This window comes from Escherichia sp. TC-EC600-tetX4, from assembly GCF_019356055.1.
GTDB lineage: Bacteria > Pseudomonadota > Gammaproteobacteria > Enterobacterales > Enterobacteriaceae.
In genome coordinates this window covers 1,154,246-1,176,345 of the sequence record NZ_CP079924.1, presented here as the reverse complement: position 1 = coordinate 1,176,345, position 22,100 = coordinate 1,154,246, and the positions used below count along the sequence as shown (strand labels likewise).

Sequence of the window (22,100 nt, the reverse complement as noted above, 5' to 3'; positions counted from 1 at the left end):
GTATCCCGCTATCGTCAACGCCTGATAAGCGGTTGAACTTTGTTATCAATAGCTTCCCTCGCTCGGAAGATACGTGAACGCACCGTACCTACCGGACAATCCATGATAGCGGCTATCTCTTCATAGCTCAGGCCATCCAGCTCCCGCAAGGTTATTGCCATGCGTAAATCTTCCGGGAGGGACTCAATAGTTCGGAAAACTATCTGTCTCAGTTCTTCTGACAACATTAAGTTCTCAGGGTTCGAAATTTCTTTCAACGCGCCGCCACTTTCGAAGTTTTCAGCTTCAATGGCATCCACATCACTGGAAGGTGGACGACGCCCCTGAGCAACCAGGTAATTTTTCGCTGTATTTACAGCAATCCGATACAGCCATGTATAAAAAGCGCTATCTCCCAGGAACGAATCCAGCGCACGATAGGCTTTAATAAAAGCTTCTTGTACCACATCGGGAACATCACCCGACGGCACATAGCGGGAAACCAGACTCGCCACTTTATGCTGATAGCGCACTACCAGTAAGTTAAAGGCTTTCTGATCTCCCTTCTGGACCCGTTCAACCAGGACCTGGTCCGTTAACTGCTCGCTCATCCGAGGTAAAGTCTCCCCAAACCAAATTTCCACGCGCTATCGAAACGCCACTCCATTAGCTGCAATTTGAGCAAGCAAAGGGTTAGAGTGTCTCGTTTTTGTAAAGTTCCGTAACGCATCTGTTTTTGTTTGTCATGCTGTAGACGGATCATTATCTATCATTATAAGTCTACAGAATCTGAACATCGCATTATCTGTGTAGAAATGCCCATTTAACTGCCTGAAGAGTAACCCAACGGCCTTTTTATTTCACCACCTAATCCTCCACCAGCCAGTAACTTCTCTTTTTCTCGCCGCCCTGCGTCAGCGTGTTTAGCAACTGTAACAAATATTAAAATAGCAGGTGTTTATCCGCACAACATGATGCTATGCTGACCAAACCATGTTTAGTAAATTAAACAAAGAAAATGAATACTCTCCCTGAACATTCATGTGACGTGTTGATTATCGGTAGCGGCGCAGCCGGACTTTCACTGGCGCTACGCCTGGCTGACCAGCATCAGGTCATCGTTCTAAGTAAAGGCCCGGTAACGGAAGGTTCAACATTTTATGCCCAGGGCGGTATTGCCGCCGTGTTTGATGAAACTGACAGCATTGACTCGCATGTGGAAGACACATTGATTGCCGGGGCTGGTATTTGCGATCGCCATGCAGTTGAATTTGTCGCCAGCAATGCACGATCCTGTGTGCAATGGCTAATCGACCAGGGGGTGTTGTTTGATACCCACATTCAACCGAATGGCGAAGAAAGTTACCATCTGACCCGTGAAGGTGGACATAGTCACCGTCGTATTCTTCATGCCGCCGACGCCACCGGTAGAGAAGTAGAAACCACGCTGGTGAGCAAGGCGCTGAACCATCCGAATATTCGCGTGCTGGAGCGCAGCAACGCGGTTGATCTGATTGTTTCTGACAAAATTGGCCTGCCGGGCACGCGACGGGTTGTTGGCGCGTGGGTATGGAACCGTAATAAAGAAACGGTGGAAACCTGCCACGCAAAAGCGGTGGTGCTGGCAACCGGCGGTGCGTCGAAGGTTTATCAGTACACCACCAATCCGGATATTTCTTCTGGCGATGGCATTGCTATGGCGTGGCGCGCAGGCTGCCGGGTTGCCAATCTCGAATTTAATCAGTTCCACCCTACCGCGCTATATCACCCACAGGCACGCAATTTCCTGTTAACAGAAGCACTGCGCGGCGAAGGCGCTTATCTCAAGCGCCCGGATGGTACGCGTTTTATGCCCGATTTTGATGAGCGCGGCGAACTGGCCCCGCGCGATATTGTCGCCCGCGCCATTGACCATGAAATGAAACGCCTCGGCGCAGATTGTATGTTCCTTGATATCAGCCATAAGCCCGCCGATTTTATTCGCCAGCATTTCCCGATGATTTATGAAAAGCTGCTCGGGCTGGGGATTGATCTCACACAAGAACCGGTACCGATTGTGCCTGCTGCACATTATACCTGCGGTGGTGTAATGGTTGATGATCATGGGCGTACGGACGTCGAGGGCTTGTATGCCATTGGCGAGGTGAGTTATACCGGCTTACACGGCGCTAACCGCATGGCCTCGAATTCATTGCTGGAGTGTCTGGTCTATGGCTGGTCGGCGGCGGAAGATATCACCAGACGTATGCCTTATGCCCACGACATCAGTACGTTACCGCCGTGGGATGAAAGCCGCGTTGAGAACCCTGACGAACGGGTAGTAATTCAGCATAACTGGCACGAGCTACGTCTGTTTATGTGGGATTACGTTGGCATTGTGCGCACAACGAAGCGCCTGGAACGCGCCCTGCGGCGGATAACCATGCTCCAACAAGAAATAGACGAATATTACGCCCATTTCCGCGTCTCAAATAATTTGCTGGAGCTGCGTAATCTGGTACAGGTTGCCGAGTTGATTGTTCGCTGTGCAATGATGCGTAAAGAGAGTCGGGGGTTGCATTTCACGCTGGATTATCCGGAACTGCTCACCCATTCCGGTCCGTCGATCCTTTCCCCCGGCAATCATTACATAAACAGATAAAAAGCCTGGGTCAGCGCCGTATACGCTTCGGAATAGTTCTGGTCTGGCCCACGAATGACTAAGCGATCGCTAAAGCATTCTCCCGCCTGCGGGGAGAATGCCAGCAGCACCCGATGCGGCAGTCGCGCTTCGTTTTCCGCCACATCCGTCCGCAAACGTAAATGCCAGCCCATGCTTAATGCCAGCTCCGTAAAACCATTACCAATCTGCTCTGGCAGCACTACGCAGAAAAATCCCTCTTCGGTAATGCACTCCGCCGCACAGGTCAGCAACGATGGGTGATCAAGCGTAGTGGTATAGCGAGCCTGTTCCCGTTGAGGTGTCGAGCACTCTACTCCCTGCTGATAGTAAGGTGGGTTACTGATGATTAAATCGAAGCGTACTGTCTGCTGTGTGATCCACTGCTGAATATCCGCCGTATGGACGTTAATCCGCTCTGCCCACGGGGACTGGTTGATATTTTCCTGCGCCTGCGCGGCAGCTTCACTTTCCAGTTCAACTGCATCAATCATCACGCTGTCATCGGTTCGCTGCGCCAGCATTAATGCCAGCAACCCGCTACCCGCGCCGATATCAAGGCAACGTTTTACCCCAGCCACCGGTGCCCATGCGCCCAATAAAATACCATCCGTTCCCACTTTCATCGCACAGCGATCGTGAGCAACAAAAAACTGTTTAAAAGTAAATCCATTACGACGAAGCACGGATGTAGACTGTGACATGAAAATAAAACCTTGCAGGAAAAACGGCGATAGCACCGGGTGAGAACAATACCCGAGAAGCGATATCCATACAAACAGATGAAGATTGCAGCCGTAACGTCTATAATCAGCGCCCCACACAGAGGTAGAACATGACTGTAACGACTTTTTCCGAACTTGAACTCGACGAAAGCCTGCTGGAAGCCCTCCAGGATAAAGGTTTCACTCGCCCGACCGCCATTCAGGCTGCCGCCATTCCGCCTGCGCTCGATGGCCGTGATGTACTCGGTTCTGCGCCGACAGGCACCGGTAAAACGGCGGCGTATCTGCTGCCAGCGTTGCAGCACCTGCTCGATTTCCCGCGTAAGAAATCCGGTCCGCCGCGTATTTTGATCCTCACCCCAACTCGCGAGCTGGCGATGCAGGTGTCCGATCATGCCCGCGAACTGGCGAAACATACGCATCTGGATATCGCCACCATCACCGGCGGCGTAGCCTATATGAACCACGCGGAAGTGTTCAGCGAAAATCAGGACATCGTGGTCGCCACGACCGGACGTCTGCTGCAATACATAAAAGAAGAGAACTTCGATTGCCGCGCGGTTGAAACGCTGATCCTCGACGAAGCAGACCGTATGCTGGATATGGGCTTCGCTCAGGATATCGAACATATTGCTGGCGAAACGCGCTGGCGTAAACAGACCCTGCTCTTTTCGGCAACGCTGGAAGGCGATGCGATTCAGGACTTTGCCGAGCGTCTGCTGGAAGATCCGGTGGAAGTTTCTGCCAATCCCTCCACCCGTGAGCGCAAAAAAATTCATCAGTGGTATTACCGCGCCGATGATCTTGAGCATAAAACCGCGTTGCTGGTGCATCTGTTAAAACAGCCGGAAGCGACCCGCTCAATTGTGTTTGTGCGTAAGCGTGAGCGTGTGCATGAGCTGGCAAACTGGCTGCGCGAAGCGGGCATCAACAACTGCTATCTCGAAGGTGAGATGGTACAGGGCAAGCGTAACGAAGCGATCAAGCGTTTGACCGAAGGTCGCGTAAACGTACTGGTCGCAACCGATGTTGCCGCGCGCGGTATCGACATTCCTGACGTCAGCCACGTCTTTAACTTCGATATGCCGCGCAGTGGCGATACTTATTTGCACCGTATCGGACGTACCGCGCGCGCCGGTCGTAAAGGCACCGCAATTTCGCTGGTGGAAGCCCATGACCATCTGCTGCTGGGTAAAGTAGGCCGCTATATTGAAGAGCCAATTAAAGCTCGCGTTATTGATGAGTTACGCCCGAAAACGCGTGCGCCAAGCGAAAAGCAGACCGGCAAGCCATCGAAGAAAGTACTGGCTAAACGTGCTGAGAAGAAAAAAGCTAAAGAGAAAGAGAAGCCGCGGGTGAAAAAACGCCATCGCGACACCAAAAATATTGGTAAGCGCCGTAAACCAAGCGGAACGGGCGTGCCACCGCAAACGACAGAAGAGTAATCTCAATGCCAGGTTTAAGCCTGGTATTAAAAGTGCTGGCAAACGCAAAACTGCCTGATGCGCTACGCTTATCAGGCCTACGTGGCTCATGCAATATATTGAATTTGCACGATCTTGTAGGCCGGATAAGGCGTTCACGCCGCATCCGGCATGAATAAAGCGCACTTTGTCGACAAGTTAAATGCCGGGTTTAATCCCGACATTATTTTTATCCAGCCACAAAACTCTCTTCAACACACTGAATAAAAGTGTGCATCGCCGGGCTAACCGCTTTTCCAGCATGATGTGCGCACATGGCCGTAATGGTCTGCGACTGTTCGCCAAAAGGCAATTCAATTAATTCTCCGCACTCCAACTCTTTTGCCACCGCAAAGCGCGGTAGGTAGCTGACCCCGATATTCGCCGCGACACAACGCTTGATGCTTTCGATACTTATAAGCTCAATGGTGTTTTCCACCGTGATCCGCCGCTGACGCAGCGTGCTCTCAAATATCTGCCGGAAGACACATTGCGGTTCGTTGATAATAAAGCTACAGGCGTTATGTCTTCCCGGCTCAGTAAAATCGACATCTGCAATTTGCGGTGAAGCCACCAGCACCAGTGATTGTTCACCCAACTCTCGTCGATTCAGAGCATCATCATTCCCTACACGATAAAAGACGCCAACATCGGCCTCATCATTCAGTAGCGCATCACGGATCACGTAACAGTTCAGCGACTGCAACGATAAACGCACTTTTGGGGCGCGTTGCCGAAAACGCTGCAACACCTGCGGCATTCGGTAAGAGAGCAACGTTTCGCCCGAAACAACGCGTAGTTCCCCGTCCGGATCTGACTCCTTTTTGGCAGCCTCACGAAGCGTATCCATCACTCGGGTAAGTTCATAAATGTGCGGCAGCAACTTTTTTCCTTCGCGGGTAAGGCACATCCGTCGGCCAATTTTCTCAAATAACTGGACTGAAAACTCCTGCTCAAGCTGCTGAATATGAAAAGTCACCGTCGATTGTGTACAGCACAATTTTTGCGAAGCTCGCAAAAAGGAACCCTCTTCCACCACGGTTTTAAGCGTAATAAAACGGCGCAGATCCATAACCCCAAACCTATCGAAAATATCGAATCTAGAATATAAAAACATTCATTTTTTTAAATGTTCCGTGTCGGGTACTGTCTACCAAAACAGAGGAGATAACAAGTGACACCGACCCTTTTAAGTGCTTTTTGGACTTACACCCTGATTACCGCTATGACGCCAGGACCGAACAATATTCTCGCCCTTAGCTCTGCTACGTCGCATGGATTTCGTCAAAGTACCCGCGTGCTGGCAGGGATGAGTCTGGGATTTTTGATTGTGATGTTACTGTGTGCGGGCATTTCATTTTCACTGGCAGTGATTGACCCGGCAGCGGTACACCTTTTGAGTTGGGCGGGGGCGGCATATATTGTCTGGCTGGCGTGGAAAATCGCCACCAGCCCAACAAAGGAAGACGGACTTCAGGCAAAACCAATCAGCTTTTGGGCCAGCTTTGCTTTGCAGTTTGTGAACGTCAAAATCATTTTGTACGGTGTTACGGCACTGTCGACGTTTGTTCTGCCGCAAACACAGGCGTTAAGCTGGGTAGTTGGCGTCAGCGTTTTGCTGGCGATGATTGGGACGTTTGGCAATGTGTGCTGGGCGCTGGCGGGGCATCTGTTTCAGCGATTGTTTCGCCAGTATGGTCGCCAGTTAAATATCGTGCTTGCCCTGTTGCTGGTCTATTGCGCGGTACGCATTTTCTATTAACGAAAAAAAGCGAAAGAGGTCGCCCTCTTCCGCTTAGTAACTTGCTACTTAAGCCTTACAGGCTTTCAGTAAAGGTACGAGCGATAACGTCGCGCTGCTGTTCCGGAGTCAGAGAGTTAAAGCGAACTGCATAACCGGATACACGGATGGTCAGCTGCGGATATTTTTCCGGATGCTTAACTGCATCTTCCAGAGTTTCGCGACGCAGAACGTTAACGTTCAGGTGTTGACCACCTTCAACGCGAACTTCTGGTTTCACTTCTACTGGAACTTCACGGTATTCAATGTCACCCAGTTTGCTTACTGCAACCACTTCATCTTCTGCATAACCTGCTTTTGCAACGATGCAACGCGCTTCGCCTTTTTCGCTGTCCAGCAGCCAGAAAGAGTTCAGCAGATCGTCGTTAGCGGCTTTAGTAATCTGGATACCTGTAATCATGTGATGCCTCCCCGGCAAAATTATTTGATTTGTTCAGCCTGTCGCGGCCAATTGGTAAAACCATTGTTGCTTGAGTGTATATATACTCCTCAAACACCCTTGAATCTTTGATTTAAATCAATAAAAACCACACATCAAGTATGGTCGCAAATGGATTTTATTGTTTTACATCAACTTATGCGGGTGTGAAATTTTACCAATTTACATTTTTTTGCACTCGTTTAAGTCTAAAAAATGAGCATGATTTTGTTCTGTAGAAAGAAGCAGTTAAGCTAGGCGGATTGAAGATTCGCAGGAGAGCGAGATGGCTAACGAATTAACCTGGCATGACGTGCTGGCTGAAGAGAAGCAGCAACCCTATTTTCTTAATACCCTTCAGACCGTCGCCAGCGAGCGGCAGTCCGGCGTCACTATCTACCCACCACAAAAAGATGTCTTTAACGCGTTCCGCTTTACAGAGTTGGGTGACGTTAAAGTGGTGATTCTCGGCCAGGATCCTTATCACGGACCGGGACAGGCGCATGGTCTGGCATTTTCCGTTCGTCCCGGCATTGCCATTCCTCCGTCATTATTGAATATGTATAAAGAGCTGGAAAATACTATTCCGGGCTTCACCCGCCCTAATCATGGTTATCTTGAAAGCTGGGCGCGTCAGGGCGTTCTGCTACTCAATACTGTGTTGACGGTACGCGCAGGTCAGGCGCATTCCCACGCCAGCCTCGGCTGGGAAACCTTCACCGATAAAGTGATCAGCCTGATTAACCAGCATCGCGAAGGCGTGGTGTTTTTGTTGTGGGGATCGCATGCGCAAAAGAAAGGGGCGATTATAGATAAGCAACGCCATCATGTACTGAAAGCACCGCATCCGTCGCCGCTTTCGGCGCATCGTGGATTCTTTGGCTGCAACCATTTTGTGCTGGCAAATCAGTGGCTGGAACAACGTGGCGAGACGCCGATTGACTGGATGCCAGTATTACCGGCAGAGAGTGAGTAAATTTGCGGGGAAATGCCGGATGGCAGAGTTGCCACCCGGCTGATTTATCAGGCTTTATTCTGACGCCACCATTCACCAAGCAAAACGCCGGTTGCGACAGAGATATTCAGCCCGGCAACGTTGCCCGTACCGTCAATCTTCACGCGCAGATCGTTCGGATCGCGTGCGGCATCCGGTAACCCTTCATATTCCTGACCCAGCACCAGTACCATTTTCGCTGGCAGACTAGTTTTGAACAGCGGTTTACCCTGCTCGCTGGAAGTGGTCACTACGGTGTAACCTGCCTGACGGAAATCATCCAGCACGTTAACAATGTTGTCGCCAGTAATCGGCTGAACGTGCTCTGCGCCGCCTTCTGCGGTACGGATAGCCGCCCCCGACTCCAGCAGTGCCGCATCCTGCACCACGACACCTTTCACGCCGAAGTGCGCGCAGCTGCGCATCATGCCACCCAGGTTATGCGGGTTAGATTCGTTTTCCAGTGCCAGAACGCAATCCTGCGCGCCTGCCTGGCTTACCCACTGCTGCACGGTTGTACCGTTACGCTTTTTGATCAAGAAGCAAACGCCGCCGTGATGTTCCGTGCCTGACGCTTTTGTCAATTCCGCTTCATCCACCACATGGTACGCTTTGCGGTTTGCTGCCATCCAGCGCAAAGCTTCTTTAAAACGCGGCGTTACACTCTGGATAAACCAGGCGCGAACAATCGCTTCCGGACGGCTCTGGAAAAGTGCCTGACATGCATTTTCGCCGTAGACGCGGGTTTCTTCCGCACGCTGACGACGCAACACTTCCGGATCAATAAAACTTTTACCACTGATGCCACCGTGATCGGCCTTTTCCGGCGTCTCATCACCCGGCGCGCGGGAAACCGTGCGCCACGGCGAATCTTCCCACTTGCGGTCACGGGGCTGACTCTGTTTGTCATCGCGGGCGGGGCGACGGCCACCGTCAGCACGAGATTTTCCTGGACGCCCGCCCCCTTTCCCGGTACGCGGGTTGTGGGTACGTTTATCAGAATCATCATCACTGCGGACATACATCACTTTGACCTTGCCGCTTTTACCTTTCATTTCATCGTTCATGCTTTTCTCCACCAGCGCTGCGCGAAGCGCGCAGATTACCCGAAGTCCGCGCGGTTCGCCATGATTTCGTACCAAAGCCTGCGACTATCATACCTATTGAATAAAACAGATTGTTGTCTGGAACAATGTCCCCGATAATATGTAACATATTAGAAACATACCGGCGTCGTTGCCGATAAGTCTCCTTACTCATCCCGAGGTTAGTTATGAATACCGTTTGTACCCATTGTCAGGCCATCAATCGCATTCCCGACGATCGGATCGAAGATGCGGCAAAATGCGGACGCTGCGGTCACGACTTGTTTGACGGAGAGGTGATTAATGCGACCGGTGAAACACTCGACAAATTGCTGAAGGATGATCTACCTGTGGTGATCGACTTCTGGGCACCGTGGTGCGGCCCCTGCCGTAATTTCGCACCAATTTTTGAAGATGTCGCGCAAGAGCGTAGCGGTAAAGTGCGCTTTGTGAAAGTGAATACCGAAGCTGAACGTGAATTGAGCAGTCGCTTTGGAATTCGTAGTATACCGACGATCATGATTTTCAAAAACGGTCAGGTTGTCGACATGCTTAATGGCGCAGTACCGAAAGCGCCGTTCGATAGCTGGCTGAACGAATCTCTTTAATCTTACCGGGGCGCATCTTGTGCCCCGTTTTCTCCTCTGCGACAATGGCGTTTTTTCGACGCTCTCTTATGACCGAAAACGCTGTTCTCCAGTTACGCGCCGAGCGTATTGCGCGCGCAACACGTCCTTTTCTTGCCCGCGGTAATCGCGTTCGTCGCTGCCAACGCTGTCTTTTGCCAGAGAAATTATGTCTCTGTTCGACAATTACCCCAGCACAAGCAAAAAGTCGCTTCTGTTTGCTGATGTTCGACACCGAGCCAATGAAGCCCAGTAATACCGGGCGTCTCATTGCTGATATTTTGCCTGATACCGTTGCGTTTCAATGGTCGCGTACCGAACCCTCGCAGGATTTGCTGGAGTTGGTGCAAAACCCGGACTATCAGCCAATGGTGGTCTTTCCCGCTTCGTATGCTGATGAGCAACGGGAAGTGATCTTCACACCACCTGCCGGTAAGCCACCGCTGTTTATCATGCTCGATGGTACCTGGCCGGAAGCTCGCAAGATGTTTCGTAAAAGTCCGTATCTGGATAATCTTCCCGTCATTTCCGTCGATCTTTCCCGGCTTTCTGCCTATCGCCTGCGTGAAGCCCAGGCTGAAGGCCAATATTGTACTGCCGAGGTAGCCATCGCACTGTTAGATATGGCCGGCGATACCGGGGCGGCGGCAGGGTTAGGCGAGCATTTTACCCGCTTTAAAACACGCTATCTGGCAGGAAAAACGCAACATCTGGGTAGCATCACAGCAGAACAGTTAGAAAGCGTTTAAAATCATTCGGTCACTTCTGCGGGAGACCGGTATGAGTCAGCGAGGACTGGAAGCACTACTGCGACCAAAATCGATAGCGGTAATTGGCGCGTCGATGAAACCCAATCGCGCAGGTTACCTGATGATGCGTAACCTGCTGGCGGGAGGCTTTAACGGACCGGTACTCCCGGTGACGCCAGCCTGGAAAGCGGTGTTGGGTGTGTTGGCCTGGCCGGATATTGCCAGCTTGCCCTTTACACCCGACCTTGCGGTTTTATGTACCAATGCCAGCCGTAATCTTGCTCTTCTGGAAGAGCTCGGCGAGAAAGGCTGTAAAACCTGCATTATTCTTTCCGCCCCGGCATCGCAACACGAAGATCTCCGCGCCTGCGCCCTGCGCCATAACATGCGCCTGCTTGGACCAAACAGTCTGGGTTTACTGGCTCCCTGGCAAGGTCTGAATGCCAGCTTTTCGCCTGTGCCGATTAAACGCGGCAAGCTGGCGTTTATTTCGCAATCGGCTGCCGTCTCCAACACCATCCTCGACTGGGCGCAACAGCGTAAGATGGGCTTTTCCTACTTTATTGCGCTCGGCGACAGCCTGGATATCGACGTTGATGAATTGCTTGACTATCTGGCACGCGACAGTAAAACCAGCGCCATCCTGCTCTATCTCGAACAGTTAAGCGACGCGCGACGCTTTGTTTCGGCGGCCCGTAGTGCCTCGCGTAATAAACCGATTCTGGTGATTAAAAGCGGACGTAGCCCGGCGGCACAGCGACTGCTCAACACGACGGCAGGAATGGACCCGGCATGGGATGCGGCTATTCAGCGTGCCGGTTTGTTGCGGGTACAGGACACCCACGAGCTGTTTTCGGCGGTGGAAACCCTTAGCCATATGCGCCCGCTACGTGGCGACCGGCTGATGATTATCAGCAACGGTGCTGCGCCTGCCGCGCTGGCGCTGGATGCCTTATGGTCACGCAATGGCAAGCTGGCAACGCTAAGCGAAGAAACCTGCCAGAAACTGCGCGATGCACTGCCAGAACATGTGGCAATATCTAACCCGCTCGATCTACGCGATGACGCCAGCAGTGAGCACTATATTAAAACGCTGGATATTCTGCTCCACAGCCAGGATTTTGACGCGCTGATGGTTATTCATTCGCCCAGCGCCGCTGCTCCCGCAACAGAAAGCGCGCAAGTATTAATTGAAGCGGTAAAGCATCATCCCCGCAGCAAATATGTCTCTTTGCTGACGAACTGGTGCGGCGAGCACTCCTCGCAAGAGGCACGACGTTTATTCAGCGAAGCCGGGCTGCCGACCTACCGTACCCCGGAAGGAACCATCACTGCTTTTATGCATATGGTGGAGTACCGGCGTAATCAGAAGCAACTACGCGAAACGCCGGCGTTGCCCAGCAATCTGACTTCCAATACCGCAGAAGCGCATCTTCTGTTGCAACAGGCGATTGCCGAAGGGGCTACGTCGCTCGATACCCATGAAGTTCAGCCCATCCTGCAAGCGTATGGCATGAACACGCTCCCTACCTGGATTGCCAGCGATAGCACCGAAGCGGTGCATATTGCCGAACAGATTGGTTATCCGGTGGCGCTGAAATTGCGTTCGCCGGATATTCCACATAAATCGGAAGTTCAGGGCGTCATGCTTTACCTGCGTACAGCCAATGAAGTCCAGCAAGCGGCGAACGCTATTTTCGATCGCGTAAAAATGGCCTGGCCACAGGCGCGGGTCCACGGCCTGTTGGTGCAAAGTATGGCTAACCGTGCTGGCGCTCAGGAGTTGCGGGTTGTGGTTGAGCACGATCCGGTTTTCGGGCCGTTGATCATGCTGGGTGAAGGCGGTGTGGAGTGGCGTCCTGAAGATCAAGCCGTCGTCGCACTGCCGCCGCTGAACATGAACCTGGCCCGCTATCTGGTTATTCAGGGGATCAAAAGTAAAAAGATTCGTGCGCGCAGTGCGCTACGCCCATTGGATGTTGCAGGCTTGAGCCAGCTTCTGGTGCAGGTTTCCAACTTGATTGTCGATTGCCCGGAAATTCAGCGTCTGGATATTCATCCTTTGCTGGCTTCTGGCAGTGAATTTACCGCGCTGGATGTCACGCTGGATATCTCGCCGTTTGAAGGCGATAACGAGAGTCGGCTGGCAGTGCGCCCTTATCCGCATCAGCTGGAAGAATGGGTAGAATTGAAAAACGGTGAACGCTGCTTGTTCCGCCCGATTTTGCCAGAAGATGAGCCACAACTTCAGCAATTCATTTCGCGAGTCACCAAAGAAGATCTTTATTACCGCTACTTTAGCGAGATCAACGAATTTACCCATGAAGATTTAGCCAACATGACACAGATCGACTACGATCGGGAAATGGCGTTTGTAGCGGTACGACGTATTGATCAAACGGAAGAGATCCTCGGCGTCACGCGTGCGATTTCCGATCCTGATAACATCGATGCCGAATTTGCTGTACTGGTTCGCTCGGATCTCAAAGGGTTAGGCTTAGGTCGACGCTTAATGGAAAAGTTGATTACCTATACGCGAGATCACGGACTACAACGTCTGAATGGTATTACGATGCCAAACAATCGTGGCATGGTGGCGCTAGCCCGCAAGCTCGGGTTTAACGTTGATATCCAGCTCGAAGAGGGGATCGTTGGGCTTACGCTAAATCTTGCCCAGCGCGAGGAATCATGAGTAAGGTACTGGAAATGTTGACCACTTAATCGGGACTGGTGTTATTATTGCCCGCTTATGTCGTCTGCATTGCACAGAGGACCCTTCAATGAACAGAGAAGAAATGCACTGTGATGTTGTCAAAATTTAAGCGTAATAAACATCAACAACACCTTGCCCAACTACCCAAGATTTCTCAATCAGTTGATGATGTCGATTTCTTTTACGCTCCCGCCGACTTCCGGGAGACGCTGCTGGAAAAAATAGCCAGCGCGAAGCAGCGCATTTGCATTGTCGCCCTGTATCTCGAACAGGATGACGGTGGCAAAGGCATTCTGAACGCGTTGTATGAGGCTAAAAGGCAGCGTCCGGAACTGGATGTGCGGGTGCTGGTCGACTGGCATCGTGCACAACGTGGACGCATTGGCGCTGCGGCATCTAACACTAACGCTGACTGGTACTGCCGCATGGCGCAGGAAAATCCGGGCGTAGATGTTCCGGTTTATGGCGTTCCAATCAATACTCGTGAAGCCCTTGGTGTTCTGCACTTTAAAGGCTTTATCATCGACGATAGCGTACTTTATAGCGGTGCCAGCCTGAACGATGTTTACCTGCATCAGCACGATAAATATCGCTACGACCGTTATCATCTGATCCGTAACCGTAAGATGTCAGACATTATGTTTGAATGGGTTACACAGAATATTATGAATGGCCGCGGCGTTAATCGTCTGGATGATGTTAATCGGCCAAAAAGCCCGGAAATCAAGAACGATATTCGTCTGTTCCGCCAGGAGCTGCGTGATGCCGCTTATCATTTCCAGGGCGATGCCGACAACGATCAGCTTTCTGTAACGCCGCTAGTGGGGCTGGGGAAATCGAGTCTGTTGAACAAGACCATTTTCCATCTTATGCCTTGTGCCGAGCAGAAACTAACCATCTGTACGCCATACTTCAACCTGCCAGCAATCCTTGTGCGCAATATTATCCAGTTGCTGCGCGAAGGGAAAAAGGTCGAAATTATTGTTGGTGATAAAACCGCGAATGACTTCTACATTCCGGAAGATGAACCTTTCAAGATAATTGGCGCATTGCCTTATCTCTATGAGATCAATCTGCGTCGTTTCCTGAGCCGTTTGCAGTATTACGTCAATACTGACCAGCTAGTGGTTCGGTTATGGAAAGATGACGACAACACCTATCACCTGAAAGGGATGTGGGTTGATGATAAGTGGATGTTGATCACCGGTAATAACCTGAACCCGCGCGCCTGGCGTCTGGATCTGGAAAACGCCATTTTGATCCACGATCCGCAACTTGAGCTGGCGCCACAGCGAGAGAAAGAACTGGAGCTGATCCGCGAGCATACCACCATCGTTAAGCACTATCGCGATCTGCAAAGTATTGCCGATTATCCGGTGAAGGTTCGTAAACTCATCCGCCGTTTGCGCCGTATCCGCATCGACCGATTAATTAGCCGCATCCTGTAATCACAACCCCGTCCTGTACGGGGTTTGTTTTTTGGAGGCCACGTTTTGCGTATTCTTTTTGTCTGTTCGCTATTGTTACTTTCTGGATGCAGCCATATGGCTAACGATAGCTGGAGCGGGCAGGATAAAGCTCAACACTTTATCGCCTCGGCGATGCTTTCCGCCGCCGGAAATGAATATTCACAGCATCAGGGGATGAGCCGGGATCGCAGTGCCATGTTTGGATTGATGTTCTCTGTCAGTTTGGGGGCGTCAAAAGAGCTTTGGGATAGCCGCCCCGAAGGGAGCGGCTGGAGCTGGAAGGATTTGGCCTGGGATGTCGCCGGTGCAAGCACCGGCTATACCGTCTGGCAACTGACCCGTCACTAAAGACGCATCCCCTTCCCTTTGCGATGTAGCATCAAAGAAACCAGAAACGCCACCACGGCCATCAAGGTCACATACCAGAAGAAGGCTGTTTCCATTCCTATTGATTTCAGCGACAACGCTACGTACTCCGCCGAACCACCAAATATAGCATTAGCGACCGCATATGACAGACCAACGCCTAATGCGCGAACCTGTGCCGGGAACATCTCAGCCTTCAGTATTCCACTGATTGATGTATAAAAACTCACTATCAGCAGGGCACACATCACCAGACCAAAAGCGGCATAAGGCGAGGAAACGTTTTGCAATGCTGAGAGAATAGGAACGGTAAAAATGGCTGCCAGCGAACCGAAACATAACATTGAGGTACGGCGACCAATCTTATCCGACAGCGCGCCAATGAGTGGTTGAATAAGCATGAATACAAACAATGCGGCAGTCATAATGCCACTCGCCACGTTGGCATGCATTCCCGCAGTATTTACCAGATACTTCTGCATATAAGTAGTGAAGGTATAGAAACAAAGGGAGCCCGCAGCGGTAAAACCGAGAACCATGATGAATGCACGGCGATTGCGCCATAATCCTTTCAGAGATCCAGCTTCTTTTAAAGCGCGCGTTTCTTGTTGCGAAGTTTCATCTAACTGACGACGTAACCACAACGCCACAACAGCTAACACAGCTCCTAACGCGAAAGGAATACGCCATCCCCACTCTCTGAGTGCAGCGTCTTCCATGGTGTGTTGTAAAACCACGACAACCAGTAGGGCTAGCAGTTGTCCGCCGATCAACGTCACATACTGAAATGATGCGTAAAAACCTTTGCGCCCTTCAACGGCAACTTCACTCATATAGGTGGCGCTGGTGCCATATTCTCCGCCAACAGATAATCCCTGAAATAAACGAGCGAGAAGCAATAATGCCGGAGCCCACGTACCTATAGTTTCATAACCTGGGAGGCAGGCGATAACCAGCGATCCGAAACACATCATACACACCGATAACAGCATCGATTTTTTGCGACCATGTTTATCGGCTATGCGGCCAAATAGCCAACCGCCTATTGGGCGCATCAGGAATCCCGCAGCAAAAACACCTGCTGTTTGTAGTAGTTGAGTCGTCGTGTTCCCGGAAGGGAAGAAGATGTGGGCAAAGTAGAGTGAACAGAACGAGTAGACATAGAAATCGAACCACTCGACCAGATTACCTGAAGAGGCCCCCACAATCGCCCAAATGCGGCGACGAGTATCACTACTTGTCAGTTTGCTGTCTGCCGTTACAGTACTTTCAGCCATGCCATTATGTCTCCTGCCGTAATCCGATGCTTTTGTCGGTCGCTTTTGTTTATTTTTTTTGTAAAGGAAATATTATACATTTGTTGCATATCATTATGCAACCTTAACCATGAATTTAGTTAGCAGGAAAATGGTTATTGAGGAGCTTAAGGATAAATTTCTGGTAAGGAGGACACGTATGGAAGTGGGCAAGTTGGGGAAGCCGTATCCGTTGCTGAATCTGGCATATGTGGGAGTATAAGACGCGCAGCGTCGCATCAGGCATTTTTTTCTGCGCCAATGCAAAAAGGCCATCCGTCAGGATGGCCTTTCGCATAATTTGATGCCTGGCAGTTCCCTACTCTCGCATGGGGAGACCCCACACTACCATCGGCGCTACGGCGTTTCACTTCTGAGTTCGGCATGGGGTCAGGTGGGACCACCGCGCTACGGCCGCCAGGCAAATTCTGTTTTATCAGACCGCTTCTGCGTTCTGATTTAATCTGTATCAGGCTGAAAATCTTCTCTCATCCGCCAAAACAGCTTCGGCGTTGTAAGGTTAAGCCTCACGGTTCATTAGTACCGGTTAGCTCAACGCATCGCTGCGCTTACACACCCGGCCTATCAACGTCGTCGTCTTCAACGTTCCTTCAGGACCCTTAAAGGGTCAGGGAGAACTCATCTCGGGGCAAGTTTCGTGCTTAGATGCTTTCAGCACTTATCTCTTCCGCATTTAGCTACCGGGCAGTGCCATTGGCATGACAACCCGAACACCAGTGATGCGTCCACTCCGGTCCTCTCGTACTAGGAGCAGCCCCCCTCAGTTCTCCAGCGCCCACGGCAGATAGGGACCGAACTGTCTCACGACGTTCTAAACCCAGCTCGCGTACCACTTTAAATGGCGAACAGCCATACCCTTGGGACCTACTTCAGCCCCAGGATGTGATGAGCCGACATCGAGGTGCCAAACACCGCCGTCGATATGAACTCTTGGGCGGTATCAGCCTGTTATCCCCGGAGTACCTTTTATCCGTTGAGCGATGGCCCTTCCATTCAGAACCACCGGATCACTATGACCTGCTTTCGCACCTGCTCGCGCCGTCACGCTCGCAGTCAAGCTGGCTTATGCCATTGCACTAACCTCCTGATGTCCGACCAGGATTAGCCAACCTTCGTGCTCCTCCGTTACTCTTTAGGAGGAGACCGCCCCAGTCAAACTACCCACCAGACACTGTCCGCAACCCGGATTACGGGTCAACGTTAGAACATCAAACATTAAAGGGTGGTATTTCAAGGTCGGCTCCATGCAGACTGGCGTCCACACTTCAAAGCCTCCCACCTATCCTACACATCAAGGCTCAATGTTCAGTGTCAAGCTATAGTAAAGGTTCACGGGGTCTTTCCGTCTTGCCGCGGGTACACTGCATCTTCACAGCGAGTTCAATTTCACTGAGTCTCGGGTGGAGACAGCCTGGCCATCATTACGCCATTCGTGCAGGTCGGAACTTACCCGACAAGGAATTTCGCTACCTTAGGACCGTTATAGTTACGGCCGCCGTTTACCGGGGCTTCGATCAAGAGCTTCGCTTGCGCTAACCCCATCAATTAACCTTCCGGCACCGGGCAGGCGTCACACCGTATACGTCCACTTTCGTGTTTGCACAGTGCTGTGTTTTTAATAAACAGTTGCAGCCAGCTGGTATCTTCGACTGATTTCAGCTCCATCCGCGAGGGACCTCACCTACATATCAGCGTGCCTTCTCCCGAAGTTACGGCACCATTTTGCCTAGTTCCTTCACCCGAGTTCTCTCAAGCGCCTTGGTATTCTCTACCTGACCACCTGTGTCGGTTTGGGGTACGATTTGATGTTACCTGATGCTTAGAGGCTTTTCCTGGAAGCAGGGCATTTGTTGCTTCAGCACCGTAGTGCCTCGTCATCACGCCTCAGCCTTGATTTTCCGGATTTGCCTGGAAAACCAGCCTACACGCTTAAACCGGGACAACCGTCGCCCGGCCAACATAGCCTTCTCCGTCCCCCCTTCGCAGTAACACCAAGTACAGGAATATTAACCTGTTTCCCATCGACTACGCCTTTCGGCCTCGCCTTAGGGGTCGACTCACCCTGCCCCGATTAACGTTGGACAGGAACCCTTGGTCTTCCGGCGAGCGGGCTTTTCACCCGCTTTATCGTTACTTATGTCAGCATTCGCACTTCTGATACCTCCAGCATGCCTCACAGCACACCTTCGCAGGCTTACAGAACGCTCCCCTACCCAACAACGCATAAGCGTCGCTGCCGCAGCTTCGGTGCATGGTTTAGCCCCGTTACATCTTCCGCGCAGGCCGACTCGACCAGTGAGCTATTACGCTTTCTTTAAATGATGGCTGCTTCTAAGCCAACATCCTGGCTGTCTGGGCCTTCCCACATCGTTTCCCACTTAACCATGACTTTGGGACCTTAGCTGGCGGTCTGGGTTGTTTCCCTCTTCACGACGGACGTTAGCACCCGCCGTGTGTCTCCCGTGATAACATTCTCCGGTATTCGCAGTTTGCATCGGGTTGGTAAGTCGGGATGACCCCCTTGCCGAAACAGTGCTCTACCCCCGGAGATGAATTCACGAGGCGCTACCTAAATAGCTTTCGGGGAGAACCAGCTATCTCCCGGTTTGATTGGCCTTTCACCCCCAGCCACAAGTCATCCGCTAATTTTTCAACATTAGTCGGTTCGGTCCTCCAGTTAGTGTTACCCAACCTTCAACCTGCCCATGGCTAGATCACCGGGTTTCGGGTCTATACCCTGCAACTTAACGCCCAGTTAAGACTCGGTTTCCCTTCGGCTCCCCTATTCGGTTAACCTTGCTACAGAATATAAGTCGCTGACCCATTATACAAAAGGTACGCAGTCACACGCCTAAGCGTGCTCCCACTGCTTGTACGTACACGGTTTCAGGTTCTTTTTCACTCCCCTCGCCGGGGTTCTTTTCGCCTTTCCCTCACGGTACTGGTTCACTATCGGTCAGTCAGGAGTATTTAGCCTTGGAGGATGGTCCCCCCATATTCAGACAGGATACCACGTGTCCCGCCCTACTCATCGAGCTCACAGCATGTGCATTTTTGTGTACGGGGCTGTCACCCTGTATCGCGCGCCTTTCCAGACGCTTCCACTAACACACACACTGATTCAGGCTCTGGGCTGCTCCCCGTTCGCTCGCCGCTACTGGGGGAATCTCGGTTGATTTCTTTTCCTCGGGGTACTTAGATGTTTCAGTTCCCCCGGTTCGCCTCATTAACCTATGGATTCAGTTAATGATAGTGTGTCGAAACACACTGGGTTTCCCCATTCGGAAATCGCCGGTTATAACGGTTCATATCACCTTACCGACGCTTATCGCAGATTAGCACGTCCTTCATCGCCTCTGACTGCCAGGGCATCCACCGTGTACGCTTAGTCGCTTAACCTCACAACCCGAAGATGTTTCACTTCAGAGTTGCGAAAATTTGAGAGACTCACGAACAACTTTCATTGTTCAGTGTTTCAATTTTCAGCTTGATCCAGATTTTTAAAGAGCAAATATATCAAACAAGACTTAACAGTCTGTTTTGAGATATTGAGGTCGGCGACTTTCACTCACAAACCAGCAAGTGGCGTCCCCTAGGGGATTCGAACCCCTGTTACCGCCGTGAAAGGGCGGTGTCCTGGGCCTCTAGACGAAGGGGACACGAAAATTGCTTATCACGCGTTGCGTGATATTTTCGTGTAGGGTGAGCTTTCATTAATAGAAAGCGAACGGCCTTATTCTCTTCAGCCTCACTCCCAACGCGTAAACGCCTTGCTATTCACTTTTCATCAGACAATCTGTGTGAGCACTGCAAAGTACGCTTCTTTAAGGTAAGGAGGTGATCCAACCGCAGGTTCCCCTACGGTTACCTTGTTACGACTTCACCCCAGTCATGAATCACAAAGTGGTAAGCGCCCTCCCGAAGGTTAAGCTACCTACTTCTTTTGCAACCCACTCCCATGGTGTGACGGGCGGTGTGTACAAGGCCCGGGAACGTATTCACCGTGGCATTCTGATCCACGATTACTAGCGATTCCGACTTCATGGAGTCGAGTTGCAGACTCCAATCCGGACTACGACGCACTTTATGAGGTCCGCTTGCTCTCGCGAGGTCGCTTCTCTTTGTATGCGCCATTGTAGCACGTGTGTAGCCCTGGTCGTAAGGGCCATGATGACTTGACGTCATCCCCACCTTCCTCCAGTTTATCACTGGCAGTCTCCTTTGAGTTCCCGGCCGGACCGCTGGCAACAAAGGATAAGGGTTGCGCTCGTTGCGGGACTTAACCCAACATTTCACAACACGAGCTGACGACAGCCATGCAGCACCTGTCTCACGGTTCCCGAAGGCACATTCTCATCTCTGAAAACTTCCGTGGATGTCAAGACCAGGTAAGGTTCTTCGCGTTGCATCGAATTAAACCACATGCTCCACCGCTTGTGCGGGCCCCCGTCAATTCATTTGAGTTTTAACCTTGCGGCCGTACTCCCCAGGCGGTCGACTTAACGCGTTAGCTCCGGAAGCCACGCCTCAAGGGCACAACCTCCAAGTCGACATCGTTTACGGCGTGGACTACCAGGGTATCTAATCCTGTTTGCTCCCCACGCTTTCGCACCTGAGCGTCAGTCTTCGTCCAGGGGGCCGCCTTCGCCACCGGTATTCCTCCAGATCTCTACGCATTTCACCGCTACACCTGGAATTCTACCCCCCTCTACGAGACTCAAGCTTGCCAGTATCAGATGCAGTTCCCAGGTTGAGCCCGGGGATTTCACATCTGACTTAACAAACCGCCTGCGTGCGCTTTACGCCCAGTAATTCCGATTAACGCTTGCACCCTCCGTATTACCGCGGCTGCTGGCACGGAGTTAGCCGGTGCTTCTTCTGCGGGTAACGTCAATGAGCAAAGGTATTAACTTTACTCCCTTCCTCCCCGCTGAAAGTACTTTACAACCCGAAGGCCTTCTTCATACACGCGGCATGGCTGCATCAGGCTTGCGCCCATTGTGCAATATTCCCCACTGCTGCCTCCCGTAGGAGTCTGGACCGTGTCTCAGTTCCAGTGTGGCTGGTCATCCTCTCAGACCAGCTAGGGATCGTCGCCTTGGTGAGCCGTTACCCCACCAACAAGCTAATCCCATCTGGGCACATCCGATGGCAAGAGGCCCGAAGGTCCCCCTCTTTGGTCTTGCGACATTATGCGGTATTAGCTACCGTTTCCAGTAGTTATCCCCCTCCATCAGGCAGCTTCCCAGACATTACTCACCCGTCCGCCACTCGTCAGCGAAGCAGCAAGCTGCTTCCTGTTACCGTTCGACTTGCATGTGTTAGGCCTGCCGCCAGCGTTCAATCTGAGCCATGATCAAACTCTTCAATTTAAAAGTTTGATGCTCAAAGAATTAAACTTCGTAATGAATTACGTGTTCACTCTTGAGACTTGGTATTCATTTTTCGTCTTGCGACGTTAAGAATCCGTATCTTCGAGTGCCCACACAGATTGTCTGATAAATTGTTAAAGAGCAGTGCCGCTTCGCTTTTTCTCAGCGGCGCGGGGTGTGCATAATACGCCTTCCCGCTACAGAGTCAAGCATTTCTTTGCTTTTCTCTGTTGAGATTATCAGGAGAACCCCGCCGACCCGGCGGCGTGTTTGCCGTTGTTCCGTGTCAGTGGTGGCGCATTATAGGGAGTTATTCCGGCCTGACAAGCGAAAAATATAAAAACTTTATCGTTCGCTCACTTTTC

General features: G+C 51.5%; 16 protein-coding genes, 1 tRNA gene and 3 rRNA genes. 9 read left to right on the top strand and 11 right to left on the bottom strand.

Features of this window, described 5'->3' with window-relative positions:
• Positions 1–14 precede the first annotated feature (14 nt).
• Positions 15–590 carry an RNA polymerase sigma factor RpoE gene (gene rpoE, locus KXD89_RS05680; protein WP_072647337.1) on the bottom strand — a complete coding sequence of 192 codons (576 nt, stop codon included), beginning with the start codon at positions 588–590 and terminating at the stop codon, positions 15–17.
• Positions 587–742 (bottom strand): rpoE leader peptide RseD, encoded by a 156-nt coding sequence (gene rseD / locus KXD89_RS05675; RefSeq protein WP_001303621.1) that lies wholly within the window; start codon positions 740–742, stop codon positions 587–589. The genes rpoE and rseD overlap by 4 nt, the downstream gene beginning before the upstream one ends.
• Positions 743–997: 255 nt before the next feature.
• Here rseD and nadB point away from each other — a divergent pair, with 255 nt between their 5' ends.
• Entirely contained in the window at positions 998–2,620 is a 1,623-nt protein-coding gene (nadB, locus tag KXD89_RS05670; RefSeq protein WP_001094491.1) for an L-aspartate oxidase, read from the top strand.
• Here the strand turns inward: nadB and trmN are convergent.
• Complete coding sequence (gene trmN, locus KXD89_RS05665) at positions 2,605–3,342, bottom strand: tRNA(1)(Val) (adenine(37)-N(6))-methyltransferase TrmN (RefSeq protein ID WP_001295363.1); 738 nt, start codon at positions 3,340–3,342, stop codon at positions 2,605–2,607. The two genes, nadB and trmN, sit on opposite strands and share 16 nt — an antisense overlap.
• Positions 3,343–3,473: 131 nt before the next feature.
• On the opposite strand from trmN, the gene srmB reads away from it, so the two are divergent.
• Positions 3,474–4,808, top strand: coding sequence for an ATP-dependent RNA helicase SrmB (gene srmB, locus KXD89_RS05660; RefSeq protein WP_000219203.1), 1,335 nt, complete (start codon positions 3,474–3,476; stop codon positions 4,806–4,808).
• A gap of 208 nt (positions 4,809–5,016) precedes the next feature.
• Here srmB and KXD89_RS05655 read toward each other — a convergent pair whose 3' ends face one another.
• On the bottom strand, positions 5,017–5,898 hold the full coding sequence (locus tag KXD89_RS05655) for a LysR family transcriptional regulator (RefSeq protein ID WP_001300638.1): 882 nt from the start codon (positions 5,896–5,898) through the stop codon (positions 5,017–5,019).
• A gap of 102 nt (positions 5,899–6,000) precedes the next feature.
• Here KXD89_RS05655 and eamB point away from each other — a divergent pair, with 102 nt between their 5' ends.
• Positions 6,001–6,588, top strand: a complete 588-nt coding sequence (gene eamB, locus KXD89_RS05650; protein ID WP_000189207.1) for a cysteine/O-acetylserine transporter — start codon at positions 6,001–6,003, stop codon at positions 6,586–6,588.
• 55 nt (positions 6,589–6,643) lie between these two features.
• Here eamB and grcA read toward each other — a convergent pair whose 3' ends face one another.
• Entirely contained in the window at positions 6,644–7,027 is a 384-nt protein-coding gene (gene grcA / locus KXD89_RS05645; RefSeq protein ID WP_000627807.1) for an autonomous glycyl radical cofactor GrcA, read from the bottom strand.
• A gap of 304 nt (positions 7,028–7,331) precedes the next feature.
• Between grcA and ung the strand changes: the two genes are divergently transcribed.
• Positions 7,332–8,021, top strand: coding sequence for a uracil-DNA glycosylase (gene ung, locus KXD89_RS05640; RefSeq protein ID WP_001262716.1), 690 nt, complete (start codon positions 7,332–7,334; stop codon positions 8,019–8,021).
• 47 nt (positions 8,022–8,068) lie between these two features.
• On the opposite strand, the gene KXD89_RS05635 is transcribed toward ung, so the two are convergent.
• On the bottom strand, positions 8,069–9,106 hold the full coding sequence (locus tag KXD89_RS05635; RefSeq protein WP_000997403.1) for a tRNA/rRNA methyltransferase: 1,038 nt from the start codon (positions 9,104–9,106) through the stop codon (positions 8,069–8,071).
• Between the two features lie 206 nt (positions 9,107–9,312).
• Between KXD89_RS05635 and trxC the strand changes: the two genes are divergently transcribed.
• The 5 genes from trxC (at position 9,313) to KXD89_RS05605 (ending at position 15,029) form a co-directional block, all read left to right on the top strand.
• Positions 9,313–9,732, top strand: coding sequence for a thioredoxin TrxC (trxC, locus tag KXD89_RS05630; RefSeq protein ID WP_001098726.1), 420 nt, complete (start codon positions 9,313–9,315; stop codon positions 9,730–9,732).
• A gap of 68 nt (positions 9,733–9,800) precedes the next feature.
• Positions 9,801–10,499 (top strand): tRNA-uridine aminocarboxypropyltransferase, encoded by a 699-nt coding sequence (tapT, locus tag KXD89_RS05625; protein ID WP_001300438.1) that lies wholly within the window; start codon positions 9,801–9,803, stop codon positions 10,497–10,499.
• Between the two features lie 31 nt (positions 10,500–10,530).
• The gene (gene pat, locus KXD89_RS05620) at positions 10,531–13,191 is read left to right on the top strand and encodes a protein lysine acetyltransferase (RefSeq protein ID WP_000083005.1); all 2,661 of its coding nucleotides are present in this window, start codon (positions 10,531–10,533) and stop codon (positions 13,189–13,191) included.
• Positions 13,192–13,304: 113 nt separating this feature from the next.
• Complete coding sequence (pssA, locus tag KXD89_RS05610) at positions 13,305–14,660, top strand: CDP-diacylglycerol--serine O-phosphatidyltransferase (RefSeq protein ID WP_000949265.1); 1,356 nt, start codon at positions 13,305–13,307, stop codon at positions 14,658–14,660.
• 45 nt (positions 14,661–14,705) lie between these two features.
• A complete protein-coding gene (locus tag KXD89_RS05605) occupies positions 14,706–15,029 on the top strand; it encodes a YfiM family lipoprotein (RefSeq protein WP_001300818.1) in 324 nt (107 codons plus the stop codon).
• Here the strand turns inward: KXD89_RS05605 and kgtP are convergent.
• The 5 genes from kgtP to KXD89_RS05580 form a co-directional block, all read right to left on the bottom strand.
• Positions 15,026–16,324: an alpha-ketoglutarate permease gene (kgtP, locus tag KXD89_RS05600; RefSeq protein ID WP_000841103.1), complete on the bottom strand. Its 1,299-nt coding sequence runs from the start codon at positions 16,322–16,324 to the stop codon at positions 15,026–15,028. The genes KXD89_RS05605 and kgtP overlap by 4 nt on opposite strands.
• 324 nt (positions 16,325–16,648) lie before the next feature.
• Positions 16,649–16,764: ribosomal RNA gene (gene rrf, locus KXD89_RS05595) — 5S ribosomal RNA — on the bottom strand.
• Positions 16,765–16,858: 94 nt separating this feature from the next.
• Positions 16,859–19,762: ribosomal RNA gene (locus tag KXD89_RS05590) — 23S ribosomal RNA — on the bottom strand.
• Between the two features lie 184 nt (positions 19,763–19,946).
• Positions 19,947–20,022, bottom strand: a tRNA-Glu gene (locus tag KXD89_RS05585).
• A gap of 171 nt (positions 20,023–20,193) precedes the next feature.
• Positions 20,194–21,735, bottom strand: a 16S ribosomal RNA gene (locus tag KXD89_RS05580).
• The 16S, 23S and 5S rRNA genes sit together here with 1 tRNA gene alongside, the layout of an rRNA operon.
• Between the last annotated feature and the right edge of the window lie 365 nt (positions 21,736–22,100).